The organism is Aerococcus sp. HMSC062A02, from assembly GCF_001809535.1.
Classification (GTDB): Bacteria; Bacillota; Bacilli; order Lactobacillales; family Aerococcaceae; genus Aerococcus.
Map to the genome: position 1 here is coordinate 1 of NZ_KV797924.1, position 16,956 is coordinate 16,956.

General features: G+C 49.9%; 15 protein-coding genes. 7 read left to right on the forward strand and 8 right to left on the reverse strand.

What is annotated here, in order from left to right:
• Positions 1-144: 144 nt before the first annotated feature.
• The 3 genes from HMPREF2626_RS10120 to HMPREF2626_RS04505 are packed head-to-tail and all read right to left on the reverse strand — an operon-like array spanning position 145 to position 1,548.
• Positions 145-318, reverse strand: coding sequence for a hypothetical protein (locus tag HMPREF2626_RS10120; RefSeq protein ID WP_168162709.1), 174 nt, complete (start codon positions 316-318; stop codon positions 145-147).
• 12 nt (positions 319-330) lie between these two features.
• Positions 331-1,158, reverse strand: coding sequence for a hypothetical protein (locus HMPREF2626_RS04500; protein ID WP_070618043.1), 828 nt, complete (start codon positions 1,156-1,158; stop codon positions 331-333).
• Between the two features lie 3 nt (positions 1,159-1,161).
• Complete coding sequence (locus HMPREF2626_RS04505; protein ID WP_070618046.1) at positions 1,162-1,548, reverse strand: DUF488 domain-containing protein; 387 nt, start codon at positions 1,546-1,548, stop codon at positions 1,162-1,164.
• A 164-nt stretch (positions 1,549-1,712) separates the two neighbouring features.
• Here HMPREF2626_RS04505 and HMPREF2626_RS04510 point away from each other — a divergent pair, with 164 nt between their 5' ends.
• The 5 genes from HMPREF2626_RS04510 to HMPREF2626_RS10340 all read left to right on the forward strand — a co-directional run bounded on the left by HMPREF2626_RS04510 (position 1,713) and on the right by HMPREF2626_RS10340 (position 6,568).
• The gene (locus HMPREF2626_RS04510) at positions 1,713-2,561 is read left to right on the forward strand and encodes a putative RNA methyltransferase (RefSeq protein WP_070618050.1); all 849 of its coding nucleotides are present in this window, start codon (positions 1,713-1,715) and stop codon (positions 2,559-2,561) included.
• Positions 2,562-2,606: 45 nt separating this feature from the next.
• A complete protein-coding gene (locus tag HMPREF2626_RS04515; RefSeq protein ID WP_070618053.1) occupies positions 2,607-3,677 on the forward strand; it encodes an LLM class flavin-dependent oxidoreductase in 1,071 nt (356 codons plus the stop codon).
• Between the two features lie 559 nt (positions 3,678-4,236).
• Positions 4,237-4,557, forward strand: coding sequence for a putative heavy metal-binding protein (locus HMPREF2626_RS04520; RefSeq protein ID WP_067973897.1), 321 nt, complete (start codon positions 4,237-4,239; stop codon positions 4,555-4,557).
• Positions 4,558-5,002: 445 nt separating this feature from the next.
• The gene (locus HMPREF2626_RS04525) at positions 5,003-6,298 is read left to right on the forward strand and encodes a uracil-xanthine permease family protein (protein ID WP_070618151.1); all 1,296 of its coding nucleotides are present in this window, start codon (positions 5,003-5,005) and stop codon (positions 6,296-6,298) included.
• 144 nt (positions 6,299-6,442) lie between these two features.
• A complete protein-coding gene (locus HMPREF2626_RS10340; RefSeq protein WP_256374734.1) occupies positions 6,443-6,568 on the forward strand; it encodes a hypothetical protein in 126 nt (41 codons plus the stop codon).
• Positions 6,569-7,132: 564 nt separating this feature from the next.
• On the opposite strand, the gene HMPREF2626_RS04535 is transcribed toward HMPREF2626_RS10340, so the two are convergent.
• The 3 genes from HMPREF2626_RS04535 to HMPREF2626_RS04540 form a co-directional block, all read right to left on the reverse strand.
• Positions 7,133-7,405 (reverse strand): hypothetical protein, encoded by a 273-nt coding sequence (locus tag HMPREF2626_RS04535; RefSeq protein ID WP_143236731.1) that lies wholly within the window; start codon positions 7,403-7,405, stop codon positions 7,133-7,135.
• A 312-nt stretch (positions 7,406-7,717) separates the two neighbouring features.
• Positions 7,718-7,864, reverse strand: coding sequence for a hypothetical protein (locus tag HMPREF2626_RS10125; RefSeq protein WP_168162710.1), 147 nt, complete (start codon positions 7,862-7,864; stop codon positions 7,718-7,720).
• 223 nt (positions 7,865-8,087) lie between these two features.
• The gene (locus HMPREF2626_RS04540) at positions 8,088-9,473 is read right to left on the reverse strand and encodes a MocR-like pyridoxine biosynthesis transcription factor PdxR (protein WP_070618062.1); all 1,386 of its coding nucleotides are present in this window, start codon (positions 9,471-9,473) and stop codon (positions 8,088-8,090) included.
• Positions 9,474-9,536: 63 nt separating this feature from the next.
• Here HMPREF2626_RS04540 and pdxS point away from each other — a divergent pair, with 63 nt between their 5' ends.
• The gene (gene pdxS / locus HMPREF2626_RS04545; protein ID WP_371325969.1) at positions 9,537-10,421 is read left to right on the forward strand and encodes a pyridoxal 5'-phosphate synthase lyase subunit PdxS; all 885 of its coding nucleotides are present in this window, start codon (positions 9,537-9,539) and stop codon (positions 10,419-10,421) included.
• A 309-nt stretch (positions 10,422-10,730) separates the two neighbouring features.
• Here the strand turns inward: pdxS and HMPREF2626_RS04550 are convergent, their stop codons facing one another.
• Complete coding sequence (locus HMPREF2626_RS04550) at positions 10,731-12,038, reverse strand: sensor histidine kinase (protein ID WP_070618067.1); 1,308 nt, start codon at positions 12,036-12,038, stop codon at positions 10,731-10,733.
• 89 nt (positions 12,039-12,127) lie between these two features.
• On the opposite strand from HMPREF2626_RS04550, the gene HMPREF2626_RS04555 reads away from it, so the two are divergent.
• Positions 12,128-15,439, forward strand: coding sequence for a hypothetical protein (locus tag HMPREF2626_RS04555; protein ID WP_070618070.1), 3,312 nt, complete (start codon positions 12,128-12,130; stop codon positions 15,437-15,439).
• A 76-nt stretch (positions 15,440-15,515) separates the two neighbouring features.
• Here HMPREF2626_RS04555 and HMPREF2626_RS04560 read toward each other — a convergent pair whose 3' ends face one another.
• On the reverse strand, positions 15,516-16,274 hold the full coding sequence (locus tag HMPREF2626_RS04560; RefSeq protein ID WP_070618072.1) for a LytR/AlgR family response regulator transcription factor: 759 nt from the start codon (positions 16,272-16,274) through the stop codon (positions 15,516-15,518).
• Positions 16,275-16,956 lie beyond the last annotated feature (682 nt).

Genomic DNA, 16,956 nt, shown 5'->3' on the forward strand with positions numbered 1-16,956 from the left:
AGTGACACGAAAGCTGCCAGACCGAACCCGACTAATAAGGGTGAGAGACTTGGCAGTTAAACCACCCCATCCTAGCTAATAAAGTACCCAAACAAATAAGCGCCTCCTCGATCGGTTGAAGCCAATCGAGGAAGGCGCTTTGTTTTATTTTTGCTCGAGCAAACGGTCAGCTAGGAAAAGGTAGAGGCCTAGGCAGGTCAGGGCAGCTAGGACGCGTGTAAGGAAGTCTGGCAGGCCCAGCTTCTGGCAGAGGACATAGAGGATGCCCGCCAGGATCAGGGCCAGAGCCAGTATGCCCATACGTTTGATATTAATCATCTTGGTCCCTCCTTAAGTCTGACTGTCGGCTTGGTCATAGTCAATAAATTCGTCGATCTGCCACTGGCTAACAATCCAACTGGCAACAAGTACCGCAAGGATATCCAGGCCAATCCGGATCAAAATCCCCACCGCATCCAGGTCATAACTCAAGACCAAGAAGAGATGGTAGCTAATCACTAGGGGACTAAAGAAGTTAAAGCTAAACTGGAAGGTCTTGCCCTTCTTGTCCTGCTTACTGAGATACCTCTGTAGGAAACAAAAGACGAGCCCCAGCGCAAAACCCATCAAAGAGGCCCATAGGATGGAGAAGGCCATCAGGTTGCGGGGCAATTGGTAGAGGTCGAAGGCGAGATTACCCAGGGTTCGAAAGACCGCAAAACTCGCCGTAAAGACTGCGATCCCCCGCCAATACAGGAAGGCCTTACGCTGGTAATGGTAGCGCTCGGTGGCCAAGTAGCGACGAATTAACTGATACTGGACCAAGAAAATAATAAAGCCCTTCAAGAGATTAATAGTCAGGCTGGCCAGATCCAAATGAGGCAGGGGCTCCGCTGTATACAAGAGCCAGAGCAAGAGCTCGCAAGCCACATAGACCACCGTTTTATAGAAGGCATTCCCTGGCAGGCGGAGGTCGATTAAATCATAGGCCTTGGTCATTAAGGTGAAGGCCAGTCCCATAATCAAGACAAAGTAAAGCCAATAGGGCCAACCGGTCGCAAAAGGTGCCGGCCGTCCAAAGATCAAGGCCAAAGCTGAATCCGGAAAGAGTAGCTCCAGTAGCAAGGCGACCAGAGCCATCAAGCCCCCAATGCCTAAACTATAATAATTTCGTTTCATGCTTTAGTCTCCCTCCAAGTCTGTCCGGATGCCCTTAAGTAACGAAGCGAGATAGGCTTCAAGGACAAGGACATGGTTCTCCTCTTCATTCTTACTAGCATAGAGGAGGGTCACCCGGTGGTCGCGCGCACGGCGGGCCAGGTCCGAGCAGGTTTCCTGGATCTCTTCATTCCCCTCTAACTCCTCTTCATAGGCCTGGCTAAAGTCCTCAAAGTCCAGGTCAGCCCGGTGGAAGGCCTGGCGCAGGTCCTTGGAAGGGGCGATTTCCTTGGGCCAAGCATCTAGCTGGGCATCTTCTTTCTTAACGCCACGCGGCCAGAGCCGATCGACCAAGACCCGGTAACCATCCGACTCTTCCACAGCTTCATAGATTCGTTTTCTTCTAAACATGAGACACCTTCTTATTTATGATAAGCTAGTTCTAAAGAGGCTGGCACGAAAATCTGACCTCTTTTTAAATAACACACTTTTTGCAAAAAGCTGTTCCAAAAGTCAGGCCTAAGCGACTTTTGTCACAGTCTCACATGCTTAATATTAAAGGAAAGGTCCCTATTATGCAAAGTAAAAAGCAACGCGCCCAAGCAAAAATCCAAGCCTGGCAGGGACGACTCACTTGTCCCCTCTGCCATGAAGCCCTGAACCCAGACCTCCAGTGTTCCAATCGCCACCAGTTCAACCTCGCTAAGCAGGGCTATATCAACCTAGCCCCCAACCACCAAGAGAAGCACTATACCGCTGACCTCTTCCAAGCCCGCCAAGTCGTTATGGGCGAAAACCAGCTCTACGGGCAAGCCCTCAGTCAGGCCTATCAAAGTATCGCTGCCCAACTGCCCCAAAGCCCTATCTTCCTAGCCGACCTGGGAACAGGCGAAGGCAGCCATCTGCTAGACTTCTTGACCCAGTTCGGAGACAAGGAAGTCCACGGTCTGGGTCTGGACCTGGCCAAGGCTGGCATCCAAAGCGCAGCCAAGCAATCCAGCCAGGCACTCTGGGCTGTGGCTGACCTGGCCCAGATTCCGCTCGCCGACAAGACTTTGGACCTAGCCCTGACCATCCTCTCCCCTTCTAACTACCAAGAAGTAAAACGGGTCTTAAAGGCCGGCGCCCCCTTTATCAAGATCATCCCGGGGCCAAGCTATCTCATCGAACTCCGCCGCTTGGTTCTCGACCAAGAAGACGTTGCCCAAGATCCCAGCCAGAGCCGCCAACGTTTCCAAGACAGCTTCCCAGAGATGGAGAGCTTCCACTACCATGACCAAGTCGCCATGACACCTGATCTCATGGCTGAGCTCATCCAGATGACCCCGCTCATGTGGCACGCCTCAGACCAAGAGCGGCAGGCAGCCCTTGAGCTCACAGAAATGACTATTGATTTAGAGATTTTGATTGGCTACAAAGCCTAGCTAGTCCCGATTTTTCCTAAGATAAAAACAGAAAGGAGCCCTCAGATGTCACATCGTATCCTGCCTTCATTTGACCCCAGTCAAGGCCTGGAATTCGGTCTCTACAGCCTAGGTGAACATATGCCCAACCCCTTCACCGGCCAGCAGACCAGCGTCCAGGAACGGATCAAAGAAATTATCGAGATGGCGGTCCTAGCTGAAGAAGCTGGTTTGGACTGCTTTATGTTGGGCGAGTCCCACCAGGATTATTTCATCTCCCAGGCCCACTTCGTTATTCTCAGCGCTATTGCGGCTAAAACGCAAAAGATAAAACTTGGATCAGCCGCCAGCATCTTATCAACGGCAGATCCTGTCCGTGTCTTTGAAGAAGCAGCGACGATCGACTTAATTTCCGATGGTCGGATGGAAATCGTTGGCGGTCGGGCATCACGCCTGGGAATTTTTGACCTTTTTGGCTACGATTTCGCCGATTACGAGGACCTCTTCGATGAAAAATTCGACCTCCTACTAGCAATCAACGAAAATAACCCCATCACTTGGCAAGGTCGTTTCCGCCCTGAATTGAAGGAACAAAAGATCATCCCTCGCCCCCAAAATCCTAACCAGGGCCTTCCCATCTGGCAAGCTGTCGGTGGGAGTTTAGGATCTGCTGAACGCGCTGGACAACGCGGCGTCCCCCTTCAACTAGCTCACCTGGCGGGCACTATCGATTCCTATGAAATTCATATCGACGTCTACCGCCGCCAAGCTAAGGAAGCGGGCTACCGAGCAGAAAACCTGCCCGTCTCAACCGGCGGCTTCTTCTTCCCCCGCGAAGATATGAAGGAAGCCTACCGCCTCTACTACCCCTGCGTCGACCAGGGGCTGCGCCTAGCCAACGGACGCGGCATCTCCAAACGCCTCTTCGCCCAAGGCCAAGACCAACGCAGCGTCATCAACGTCGGCGAACCCAACTTCATCATCGATAAAATCCTAGCCCAACACGAAGCCTACCAAAACCAACGCTACATTGCCCAAATCGACAACGGCGGCATGCCCTTCGACGAAATCAAAAAAACCATTGCCCTCATCGGCGAAAAAATCCTCCCCAAAATCAAACAGTATACCAGGGCGTGAGACTTAGCGCTTAAACTTGGATGATTGGAACAAATAAGAAAAAGAGCGAAGCATTCGCTCGTTTCTTATTTGTGAAATCACTCCAAGTTTGCCAAGTCGAACCCGACTACAGGGTGTGAGAGGATGCGGGAGAAAGGGACCTCTGGAGTAAAAGACTGTCGAAGGCTACAAGCCTTCGACAGTCTTTTATGAAGAGGAGCCCTTTCTGCATCCTCGAACCCGACTAGGGTGTGAGGACGCTTGCAGTTTTCCAATTTGCACTGAGCAGCTCTATATGCAAATAGCAGCATTCTTTGGCACTCGATGGCTCTGTATACAGATAGCCGAATTCTATTTGCCCTCACCTGCTCTATATACAAATAACAAGTCTCTATTTACACCCGGAAGCCCTGTGTACAAATAAGAGCGCTCTATTAGCGCTCAAGTACTTTGCATGCAAATAGAATCGGCAACAGTCCCACAAGGCAAAATATTTTAAGGCTCAGTATTTTTTCTATCGCCATTCTTTGTTATGATTAAACTATAGAAAGCACTTACAAATAGAAAAGGAGATGGCCTCATGATTAGCACAACCACTGCCCAAATTGAAGGCAAAAACATCCAAGCCTACCACGGCATTGTCTTTGGTGAAGTGATTACTGGGATTAACATGTTTAGAGATATCGGTGCCGGCTTACGCAATATCTTCGGCGGTCGGTCACAAGGCTACGAGGAGGAGCTCAATCAAGCCCGCGAAGAAGCCCTCAACGAAATGAAGGGGCGGGCCGAGGAATTAGGTGCCAATGCTGTTGTTGGCGTTAAGATGGACTATGAGGTTCTTGGCGCAGATAACGGCATGCTCATGGTAACCTGTAGCGGGACCGCTGTTTCTATTGATTAGGCCAGAGAGTGTGACAAAAGTCGTTCAGGCCTGACTTTTGGAACAAATTTTTGAAAAAAGTTCGTTTTTTTAAAGAGGTTGGAACTTTTGTCCCAGCCTCTTTTGTTTTTTACCATATCTGGTTAGTGAGTATTCGCTCTTATTCTGACTTGCTCCAGTGAAAGGAAGCTAACCGCGCGCCCTCACACCCTTATAGTCGGGTTCGAGCGCACAGAAGTGGCTCCTTTTCACAAAATATCGGCGAAGTCTTTCAGCCTTCTTCGATATTTTGCTCCAAAGGTCCACTTCTACCCGCGCGCCCTCACACCCTCCGTTTTTAATTTTTTCTTAACCTTCTCTTGAATAAGGGATTTTTATGCGGTATAATTTCAAAAGTTTGGCCAGTTTTAGGCTGGCTCTTGATCAATGATTGGATATTGACTTATGGAGGGATGAAGTCATGGAAATGAACACCAAACAGTTACGCATGAATTTTGATATTGAGGACACCCCGCCCTTTGCGGAGGGTTTACTGCTCAGCTTCCAGCACGTCTTCGCCATGTTTGGAGCAACGATTCTGGTGCCGCTCATCTTGGGTTTGCCAGTCTCAGTGGCCCTCTTCTGTAGTGGTTTAGGCACCTTGATTTACCACTTCGCAACCAAGCACCAAGTTCCTGTCTACTTGGGATCGTCTTTCGCCTTTATCGGGGCCATGTCCTATGCCATTAAACAATTGGGGGGCGATATATCAGCCGCCCAGACCGGGGTTATCCTGACGGGTGTGATCTATGTATTAGTCGCCCTCCTTGTCAAAGCTCTGGGCACCGGCTGGATCGACCGGCTCCTGCCACCTATCGTGATTGGGCCAATGATTATCGTGATTGGTCTAAGCCTGTCTTCTTCCGCCGTCAGCAATGCGGGTTTTACTGCAGATGGGACCTGGCAGCAGATGTTGGTCGCTGTCGTAACTTTCCTAATCTGTGCCTTCGTTAACGTCTACGGACGTGGCTTTATCCGGGTCATTCCTTTTCTAATTGGCCTGATTGGCGGTTACATTACTGCTGCTTGCCTGGGCCTCGTGGATTTCACTCCTGTCCATGAAGCGGCCTGGTTCCAATTCCCCGAATTCCAACTCCCCTTCCAGACCCCCTTCTTCGACAGCTACCGCTTCTACTTCGGTCCCGAAGCCATCGCCATCCTGCCTGTCGCCCTGGTTACCATCTCTGAGCATATCGGCGACCACACTGTCCTCAGCGAAATTTGCGGCAGCGAATTCTTGAAAAAACCTGGCCTCCATCGTACGCTGATCGGGGATGGGGTGGCAACGGCCGTCTCTGCTTTTCTAGGTGGGCCTGCTAACACCACTTACGGGGAAAATACAGGCGTTATCGGCCTGACCCGGGTATCTTCTGTCAGCGTCATCCGCAATGCGGCTATCATTGCCATTATCCTGAGCTGCCTGGGCAAGTTTACTGCCCTCATCTCAACCATCCCAGCCTCCGTACTAGGTGGGATGTCCATCCTCCTCTATGGGGTCATCGCCAGCAACGGCTTGAAGGTCCTCATCGAAGCCCGGGTGAACTTCAACCAAGTCCGCAACTTAGTTATTGCTAGTGCCATGCTCGTCCTAGGTCTGGGCGGCGCTATCCTCCAAGTCGGCGTCTTCTCCCTGTCTGGGACCGCCCTAGCCGCCATCGTCGGTGTCTGCCTCAACCTAGCCCTGCCTGAATTCAAGGACCTCAAGATTAATTCGGACCGGTAAAAAAATACATAAAATAAGAGAAGCTACAAAACCAAGACTGGAATTGTAGCTTCTCTTTTATTTACTTCTAAACCAAGTCGCATGAGTGAGCATCCGTTCCGTTTTGGATGTGATCGTTAAATTTTAAGGGATCGAGAACGGCTAATGCCGTCTCGTACTTTATCCGTACGTCGCTTTGCTCCTACAGCTAAAGCAGCACCGGCTCGAGCCAAGGTCTCTCGCCTAGCGAGCTTCAAACGGCTAGTAACGGCTTACGCCGACTATCCGTAATTCACATCTAGTCGGGTTCAGGCTAGCAGAAATAGCTCCTCTTCACAAAGAGCCGTCGAAGACTTTTAGTCTTCTCTGTCTCTTTGCTCCAGAGGTCTATTTCTCCCGCTATCCTTTACACCCTGGCCTTGCTTTTTCATGGCTAACGATCTCATCCAAAACTCCACTACTGCTCAAAATTAACCAGCTATTAATACCGACAACCTAAATTAAAAACACTGTTTAAACGACTTCATCTTATAATTCAAAAATCTAATTTTATTCAACTAAATAGCAATTAAGCTAAATTTTATCACCAAATACTATCAATGACCCCATCACGCTTCATTTTGATTAAACAAAACAGATAGGTCGCTAGACCCAGTAAATACATGAAATTTTCAAAGGACCAGACTACTTCACTTAATGATTGCCCCAAAGCGAAATCCAAGAGGCGTCCTAGGAAGTAAATCATACACACTAGAATAAAAACATAGCCATTCATGATTTTTTCGATCCGCTTCATTACCGATCTCCCTCGCTTTCACTTTCAAACTAACAAAAAGACAAAGTGAGATCAAATCATCACACCCCATATAAGGCAATGGCCGTGATAGGGATCAGGATGGCCCAAGCTGTGGTTAAGAGAAGAAGGATACAGAAAATAGTCAGAAAGTAGCTTAGGGTAAACCGCCTTTCCTCGTTTTGAAGCAAGTTTTTCACCATCTGCCAGACAAAGACCAGTTGGGGGATAAAGACAATTAGATAGCTAGTCCCCGCGACATAGAGGTCTTCTAAAGTCCGGGAGTAGCTTTTAAGAAATTGAGAAAGGACACAGCAGAAGAAAGCAAGCGGCAAGACATAGACTTCCAGGATGATCAGTCCAAGCATACTAACTAAAAAAATCAGATAAATTTTTAGACAGCATTTATTTGCTTGGGCATCCAGGAAAGCCTTCCCAAAAGATAAACGGAGCCCGGTAAGATTTATCAGTAGCTGAATCCCCCATAAAAGGGCTAAGATCACTAGGATTCTCACTATACTCCCCCCACTCTTTTTCTTTTATTATATCCCCTTCCCCTCCTCTAAAGGAGCCGAAATTAGTCTTTCATTAAAAATATAGCCATCAAATTCAAACAGATCTTAGCCCATAACCCATTGTAGTAACAGTTATTTCTCTTTATCTATAAACGTTTCTTTTAAAGCAAAAAACAAAAAGATTACACCTATAAATTTTAAAATTGTTTCATTCCCAGGATTTTTATCGCCTGATATGATAAAAAATATTGCCATGAGAAAATTAATAAGCGCATTCATAGCTTCTCCACCTTTTATATTATTGGTTTTTTATGCTTAAGCAAAGCCTAATATATATATATATCAAGTATGTTGAGAATAATTTACATTATTTTTACTTTTTTGATTTTCGTTGAGATAGATTTAATTCTTTTGAAATATTTGCCTCTTATTTCTTATCATATTTAATACACACAATGAAATTATTATCTGTTTTAATATAATTCAAGCACCCGTATGGTCATCACAGCCGACTCCCCTCTAAACTCCGACGAAGAACTTCCATCGCCTGGGGCAGGTCAGCTAGGGGAACGCCGCCCAGGCCGAGGAGATAGTCTGCCCAGGGCCAGTTTTTCTGCCGGCAATAGCTAGCAACACTGTCGATCTTCAACCCCTCTGTTTGCCAGGTCTGGGTCAGCTGGTTCAGATTATAGCAGTCAGGGTCTAGGCGAAAGACCAGGTAGAGGCCAGTATCCGCCTGGGTGAAAGATAGCCCCGGCAGCTCTTGGAGGGCGTCGATGATCAGCCCCTGCTTCTTCCGGTAATAGGTATTCATCCGGTTGACATGTTTGGTGAAGGCTCCTTCCGCCATCCACTGGCTGAGGGTCAACTGGCTAGCAATCGAGGGGGTCAAGCCGAGATCTGCACAAGTTGCGTAAGTGTCCAAGAGAGCGTCTGGCAGGACCATATAGGCTAAGCCCATAAAAGGCCCAATCGACTTGGAGAAGGATCCCGATAAGATGACCCGGTCGTCCCGGTCGATAGCCTTCATGGCAGGAATCCGCCGCCCCGCATACTTAAAGACAGAGTCATAGTCATCCTCAATAATGTAGCGGTCGGGTCGCTCAGACGCCCAGTTCAACAAGCGCTGGCGACGGCGGACCCCCATCACTTGCCCGGTGGGAAACTGGTGGTTGGGAGAGACCACCGCAATATTGGCCGGCGTCTGCTCCAGGTCCTTAACCGAGAAACCATAGCGGTCAATGGGGATCTTCTCCCTCTGCTCAAAATTCGCGTGCAGGCTAGCTAGGTTCAGCGCATAGCCAGGATCTTCCAGGCCATAACAAGCATGGCCGAAGACCTGGTTTAAGGCCAGTAAGTTATGGGAAAAGCCCCGGGTGATCACGATATTTTCAGCCGAAGTGGCCAGGCCCCGGAATTCATAGAGGTAGTGGGCCAGGGCATTGCGGAGGGGCACTTCGCCCAGGGGATTGGCCTGCTGGTAGCGACTAGCCTGGGCCATTCCCAGACTGGCCGCTTGTTGGAGACCGGTCCGAGCCAGGCCTTCTAGGTCAACCGCTGAGGGCGAGAAGTCATAACGCCAAGCAGACGCCTCTTTTGCCTCCGCAAGATACTGGGGATAGACCGCCTCTCTCGGTCCCAGATGATCCAGTTCGATCTTATCCACGAAGAAACCACAGCGTTCTTTAGAAATAATATAACCCTCTTCCAAGAGCTGGAAGTAGGCTGTTTTGACCGTATTCAAGCTAACCCCCAAGTGGTCGGCATAGGCCCGGAAGGAGGGCAGCTGGTCCCCACTCTGATAGTAGCCGTCCGAAATAGCCGCCTTCAAGCGCTCATAAATTTGTTCGTAGAGCTTCTCGCCTGGCTTAAAGTCAATCGATAACATGGTATCTGTACCCCTTTTTTTAATAGCTTTTGTACCTTTAGAAGGTTACAGACTTATTTTATAATAAATGCATTAGAAAAAGGAGGCCCAATCATGACAAAATTCCAAGAAGTTAACGACCAATTACTGGGTGGGGTCATTATGGACGTGATCAACCATGAACAAGCCAAGATTGCTGAAGCAGCAGGTGCCGTAGCAGTCATGGCGCTCGAACGCGTACCCGCCGATATCCGCAAGGCAGGCGGGGTGAGTCGGATGAGCGATCCAGCCATTATCCAAAAGATCCAAGAAGCGGTGAGCATCCCTGTAATGGCTAAGGCGCGGATTGGCCACTTCGTTGAAGCCCAAGTTCTCGAAGCCCTAGAGATCGACTATATCGACGAATCGGAAGTGCTCTCACCCGCCGACAATACCAACCATATCAACAAGCACGACTTCAAGACGCCCTTCGTTTGCGGTTGCCGCAACCTAGGCGAAGCCCTCCGCCGCATTAGCGAGGGAGCCGCTATGATCCGGACCAAGGGGGAAGCCGGGACGGGTGACGTGGTCCAAGCTGTCCAACACCTCCGCACCCTCAACCGAGAAATCGCTAGTGTCCGTGCCCTCCAGGAAGATGAGCTCTATACCAAGGCCAAAGAGCTCCAGGTGCCGATTGAACTCCTACGCTTCGTCCACCAAGAAGGACGCCTGCCTGTCCCCAACTTCTCTGCCGGTGGCGTAGCAACGCCAGCAGACGCTGCCCTCATGCGCCAGCTGGGAGCAGAAGGCGTCTTCGTTGGTAGTGGGATCTTCAAGAGCGGCAACCCTGAAAAACGGGCCCAGGCCATCGTCAAGGCTGTGGCCAATTATGATCAGCCTGAAGTCATCGCTGAAGTCTCCTATGACCTCGGCGAAGCCATGGTCGGCCTCAACGAAGACGAAATTGACGTTCTCATGGCCCTCCGCTAAATATCGAGCTATACCTCATTAAGACAAAAAGCGACCCCCTTGACAGGGTCGCTTTTTCTTATGAAAGTAGATTATTATAAAAAGCAGTGATTGATTAAAACATTTTCATTTAACTATCTCTTTATGAGCAGGAGTGTAGCTTTGAAGTTAGTCCTTAGCCATGAATAAGCAAGCGATGTGAAATACGGATAGTAGGCGTCAGCCATACTAGCCGTTTGAAGCTCGCTAGGCGAGAGACCTTGGCTCGAGCCGGTGCCATGGCTCTTTAAGGACCAAATTCAAAAGCGGAACGAATGCTCACTATGCGACTTAATTCAAATCAATCAAGAGTTCCTGCACCAAGGTATCTCCCAAGAAGCTGGTAAAGTGCTGGATCCCCTGAGACTCACTCAGACGCTGAATATTAACCAAGCCATAGCCCCGGTCTTGGCCCGGACCAGCCTTGGTCGACTGGCCCGTCTTCTGGAGAACCGCCCTCACTTGGTCGGGATCCTGGCAGCGGTTGGCCACACTAATGGAGAGATAGCCTTCCACCGCTTCCACCGCAAAGGTCAGGTCTGCCTGGTCAAAGCCTTCAGACTCCTCAATGGCATTGTCCAGGAGAATACCAACGATCCGAACCAGGCCCGCCACGCCATCCTGGATCTGGGGCAGGTCCTCGGCCACTTCGACATGGACCGGGATATCGTAGGCCAAGGCTAAGCTCAGCTTGGTTTGGACCAGTTCCCGCAAGGCATCATTCGGCAAGTCTACCAAATCAAAGATGGGGTGGTCTTCCGCTAGGTCCAAACTGGTCCCGCTTGCTTTCAGCGCCTGGTAATAGCTCGCCAAGCCCTCCCAATTCCGGGACTCAATATAACCCCCGAAGCCCACTAAGAGGTTCTTCAGGTCATGGCGAAAGCGCCGCATCTCCTTGTATTGTTGGCGGATTAAGCGCCCATACTCCGCATCCAAGCGTTGCTCAGCTTGTTGGCGCTCCGCCTGGCGGATCCTTTCCGTTCCCTGATAGAAGAGAGCCGCCGCAAAAATCAGGAAAATCAATAAGAGCAGGTTGGTCAGGGCCAAATAAATCCAGGTTGCCGAATTAATGTCTGAAACCTTCTGGAAGTCGCGGACAAAAGCAGGAAAATAAATCAGGAAAGCCAGGCCCACCGTCAGGAGCAGGAAAGTAATGTGGCGGCGGATTGACCCCGAGAAATATGTCCGCCAAAGCCAATCTTCCAAGCGACTGAGCCCCCAGATCAAGGGAATCGATCCCAGGAGCCAAAGTATAAAATGTCCCAGTGTGCCGTATGGGAGGCTTTCGTAAACAATATTAAAGTAATAAAAATCCTGGCAAGAAATATTAACAAAGATCAAGGCCGTCATCGCCATCACCTGGGTCAGCTCTCGCCACTGCCAGTAGAGCCAGGCTGCTACTAGGAGGAAGTTAAAGGTCATATAGAAATTTAAGCTCACAATTAGCGGATTCAGAGCTGTTGATAATAAGAGCCCGTACAAGACCAGATAGCTGGTCAGAGACCGCTTCCCCTTAGCCCAGAACTGACAGCTGTAGACCACCAGGGCCTGAAAAACAAAATCATAGAGGGTCAAGTGGCTCATTAGGTAAGCAAACATGGCCCACCTCCTTAGTTCAAACTAGTTAAAAATTTAATAAAATGTTATATTAATATCACTAAGATATTACCATTATAAGGAGAAACCATATGCAAAGACAATTAAAACAAGACATTCTTAAAATTCTTGCCTGCAGCGCCAGCCTCTGCTTCTTCCTTAGCCAAGAGGTCCAAGCTGCTCCCATTGAAACGACTCCAGACGTCCAGGCCAAGGAAAGTCAACCGAAAGCCTCTAGCCCAGCTGAGCCATCAACCGATCGCCCGGTAGAAGCAGAGACCCCAGCTGCCGAAAAGACAGACGAAAGCCCAGCGGCAACTACTAACACAAGTGCCAGCCTGGAAAAGCAAACTGACACTGAGGCTAAGCCTCAAGAGGCGAATCCAAGCACGGAAGCGCCTAAGCCAAGTTCTGTCCAAGACACCCCTAAGGCAAGCGAGGAAAGCAAGGCAAGTGCTCCTCAAGCAAGCAAAGCAGATTCAAAGTCAGCGCCTAAGCCCGCTTCAAAGCACCGTCAAGCCTACAAACCAGTCATCAGCCGGTCTCACTATTCCCCGCTAATCGACCCCTCCTCAACACCAACCGACCAGCTTCCCTTCCCCTTCCAAGCCCTGATCAAAAAAGGCTTGCCCAATGATAAACTCATCAACTACCCTTATGCTTGGACTGATCACAATAATGATAAGCCCGGCACCTTCCCCGCAAACCTAGCCAGCCAACAGCGGCTCGCCAACATCACACCACCCAGCGAGTGGTTGCGCAAAATCGAACTCTCAGCTGACCAAAAACAGCTCCTAGTCAGCTACAGCAACCCCCATTTCCAGCAAGACCACAAGTGGATCATCTCTTACGAAGTCAACGACCAGCCACAAGACCCTGAGCAGGCGTCAAGCCTCATCTTCCACTATAATTTGGACCGCCAGCTGGAGCGGATCGTTGACCACAGCCAAGGCCAGGGCCAGGCTGACCTGCCTCCCTACCAAAAGTTTAGCCAGGAGGGCCTAAGCGGCCAAGAGGCGGAGAAGCAAGTCGTTACTCACTGGGATCTCATGGGCTTACCTAGAGACTCCTGGGACCGCTACTTTAGCTTCCCCGTGCGTTCTCTCTCTAAATCGCCCACAGGCAAGCACCAGATTATCCCCGAAAAGGCCAACTCGGATAACCACTACCGCTTCACCATCCTGGGCCCCCTCCCCAGCGCCAATGACCGCGACCTCCTCTACGGGATCCAAAACTGGACCCCCAATCCCCAGGACTTCGGTAAGTTACGGGTCTGGCGGCGGATCGACAAGGAGACCGTTCAAGAGCCCCTCTCCCCTCGTCCTGGCATCTTAGAAGATGACCGCTACTACTTCATCGTTGAAGACAAGGAGAATCCTTTCTCTGAATTCATCTACCAAGACCTCCCCCATAGTCCTGAAGGGGCCTCAGATGAAGAGCTGCTCAGCTTCAATCCCTACTGGCTGGGGGTCAATTGGAAGCAAATTGAAAATGGCTGGGACCCGATCCTCAACCTCCCTTCTAAACAACTGACCTATCATAGGCTAGATAGCCAAGGCAGACTCACCAGTCAAATTAAATGGTCGAAGTTTGTCATCCCCCAAGAGGGCAAGGACCAAGTCGACCTCATCTACCAATATACGGACCGACCCATGTTGGATACGAAGACTTTCAAAGTCCACTGGCGGGTTTCCAAAGAAGCACTCGATGACCAGCAAACCCGCTACCACTACCAACAGCTCCTCCACTTTACTGACGAGTGGGTCCAAAAGCAAAGCCAGCCCGCATCACAAGCTAATGTGCTAAGCGACCTCGACCTCATCCTGACCAAGGACACGGACGACCCTGCCCACTACTATGCCAAAGAAACCCAGCGGGAAAAGATCGATGATAAGACAGAACTCATCCACCTCACCCACTACCGGTATGGCGATAAGTTGGTCGGTAAGCTCTACCTGCCTCGGGTGACCTTCCGGAAAGAAGCTTGGCGCAAGGAGATCCTCACTGAAGACGATAGTTCCTACCAGGTCAAATTCAGCCTGGTCAACTCAGATCCAGAGAGCAACAGCGAAAGCGTGGAAAAAGTCTTTAGCCTGCCGAAATCCGACCAGGCAAGCGGAGCCCGGCCCTTCTTCACTCAGGCGGAGAAAATTCGTAGCCAGGAGGAAGGCAAAGGCCCTGTCGATATTCCCAATATCTTCAATATCCTGCCAACTTCCAGCACATTTGAAGGGGCCTATGCTTATCCCATTCTTTTTGCGGATAATTTTTACATCTTCAAATCCCCTAGCCAGCCATCCGGCTTCGAAGCTTTCTACTATCAGACTGAGCCTGTCGAAGGGACTTCCGACTATATCCTAACCTTGACCAATATCAGTGGGGCAGCCAACCCCTATAATAGGAGCCAACGGCGCTACCGGGTCCAACAATTCGGCCTCGAAAGCCCTGTTCCATTCATAAGCTATACCATGAAGTTCTATACCGATTTAGACCATCCAGACCGGGTCTACCGCTATATCGGCGATGACTTCGGCCAGGGTGGCCAGGGAACAGGCGGCCGCCAAGTCCTCACCAAGGAAAAACCTTATGAAGGCAACCAGGTCAAGCTGCCTGATCAAGACCACAAGCCGGACCCATCAAAAGAAACATCAGAGGCTGGAGCGAGTCAAGGAATAGAGGACCACGATGACATCACTAAGGACAAGCCTTATGAAGAAAGTCAGGTAACCCTACCTGCTAATAAAGAAGAAACTGCCCGACCAGGCAATGAAGCAGGAGGTCAAGCGAAAGAAGCTGACCAGCCTGAAGCGACAAGTCAAGCCCCTTCTAGCCCAAGCTCCACTTCTCCAACCCAGCCAGTAGAAGAGAAGCCAGCTAGCCAAACTTCGCCAGACATCTCTTGGCTTGAACGACTCAGCCAAAGTCTTAAAGATTGGATCAACCGTCCGAGCCAGCGTATCGTCAGACGGCAGACCCAGCTGGCTAAGCAAGATGACCGGCCTGAAGCAGGCAGCTTAGCCCAGCTCATCCAAAACTTCCAGGATCGCTTCCTCCGTCCAAATCCTAACCAGGAGGCAGATACTGCGCGTAACCTATCGCCAGAAGATCGTCCCCTGCGCACCAGACAGGGCCTCAACTTTAAGGAAGCCATCGCCCAGATCTTCCAAACCCCTGTCCAAGCAGCTGTAGAAGATGATAGGCTTGACCCTAACCGCCCAACTAGCCAAGATCAGAAAGAAGGGGCGAAAGTATCGCCTGCTGAAGCTAGTCAAGACTCCGAAAGCCTCCATTCCAGCAAAGAAAAAGAAGACAAGGAAGACCAGCAAGCGAGCAAGTGGCCATTTGCAGGCCTACTCGCCCTCTTGCTCCTCCCCCTCGCCTATTGGTTGAAGAAACGCCAATAAGCGATCCCTCAGCCTAAGAAAAAACGACCAGCCCAATTTAGTCTAGCAGACTAAGTGGGACGGTCGTTTTTTTGCTTTAACGCGGACACTGGTTGGAATAATTGGCCATGGCTTCCACCAGCTGGTCGTAACGTTCCCTAGAGAAGGGGATGGCACTGCCATCGATAAAGGTCAGCTGGCGCTCCTTGCTGTCTAACTCCTGAATATTCTCAACATTAGCTAGGTAGGACCGGTGGCAGCGAACGAATTGCGGATAGTCCGCTTCGATATTTTTGAGGGAATCATAGAATTCAACGAGAGCATCCGGACCCACGAGGCGGATACGGTGGGCAGGCAGGGTCTCAAAGAAATTAATCGCTGCGCTCCGGATCACCTGGGTTTGAGCCCCCTTGCGGATGACAAAAGGGGGAAAGCTCTGCGCTTGAACCAGGCTCCGCTCATAAGCTGTCTGGATACAGGCAATTATTTTGTCCCGCATCTTGTGCGAATCATCCTTCAAGATATAATCCAAGGCCTCTAGATGATAGGTCATGGTGAAGGGCAGGTATTCTTCATAAGCTGTGACAAAGACCAGCTTGGCCTGGGGCTGGTAGCGACGAAGCTTACGAGCCAAGTCTAGGCCGCTCATTTGCTCACCCAAGCGCACATCAATAAAGTAAAGGCTGTCCTGCCTAGCGCTCGTCTGCCTAGCATAAGCGACTACTTCTGCAGCCTCCGGCGTCGCAAGAGCCAGGCGAATGGGAAGATCTTCTTCCATTACAAGATAGTTCTTCACATAAGTCACCATTGCTTCCAAATGCGCCGGATTATCTTCACAAATAATAATTTCAAACATTCGCAAGCCTCCTAACTTCCCTTAATTATAACATGTTGGCCTCTAAGATTCCCAGTCTCAAGCGTTTAGGAGCGATATTTAACGGTTCAGGAGTGATTGTGAGAAGGAATCGAACTTTGCCTCTTCTTACAACTTTCATTGGACAGCCTCCTTTGAAACTAGAGGCATTCAACTTGCGCTCAGAGCCCTTAGTTCAAAGTTGGAAGGATGTTACTTGCTTTGGAATCCCTCGTTCTCAAGTTGCTCCCCACTTGTTTTTAAAGATTATCATAAAGAAAATCGTCTTAAATAATGAAAAAAGCTAGCCCGGCGCAGTTTTGCCGTGCTAGCCTTTCATTGTTATATTCAATAGTTTTGAGTGGTGTTTAACGTACAAGGAAACGCATTCTGGCTTGCGCCCGAGTTCGATCGGTCTGTCTATCCACACTTGCTGGCTCTGTCTGTGGGTTGAATGGTAACAAGCCACACTCGAACCTTCTGTCTGTGGATTGAACAGCATCAACCCACACTCGGATCTTCTGTTTGTGGATTGAACAGCATCAACCCACATTCGGACCTTCTGTTTGTGGATTGAACAGCATCAACCCACACTCGATAGCTCTGTATGAATGTTAGAGGATTGTTTGAACCTAACCGTGCGTCCTCACGTCCTAGTTGGGTTCGACTTGGCAGACTCGGAGTG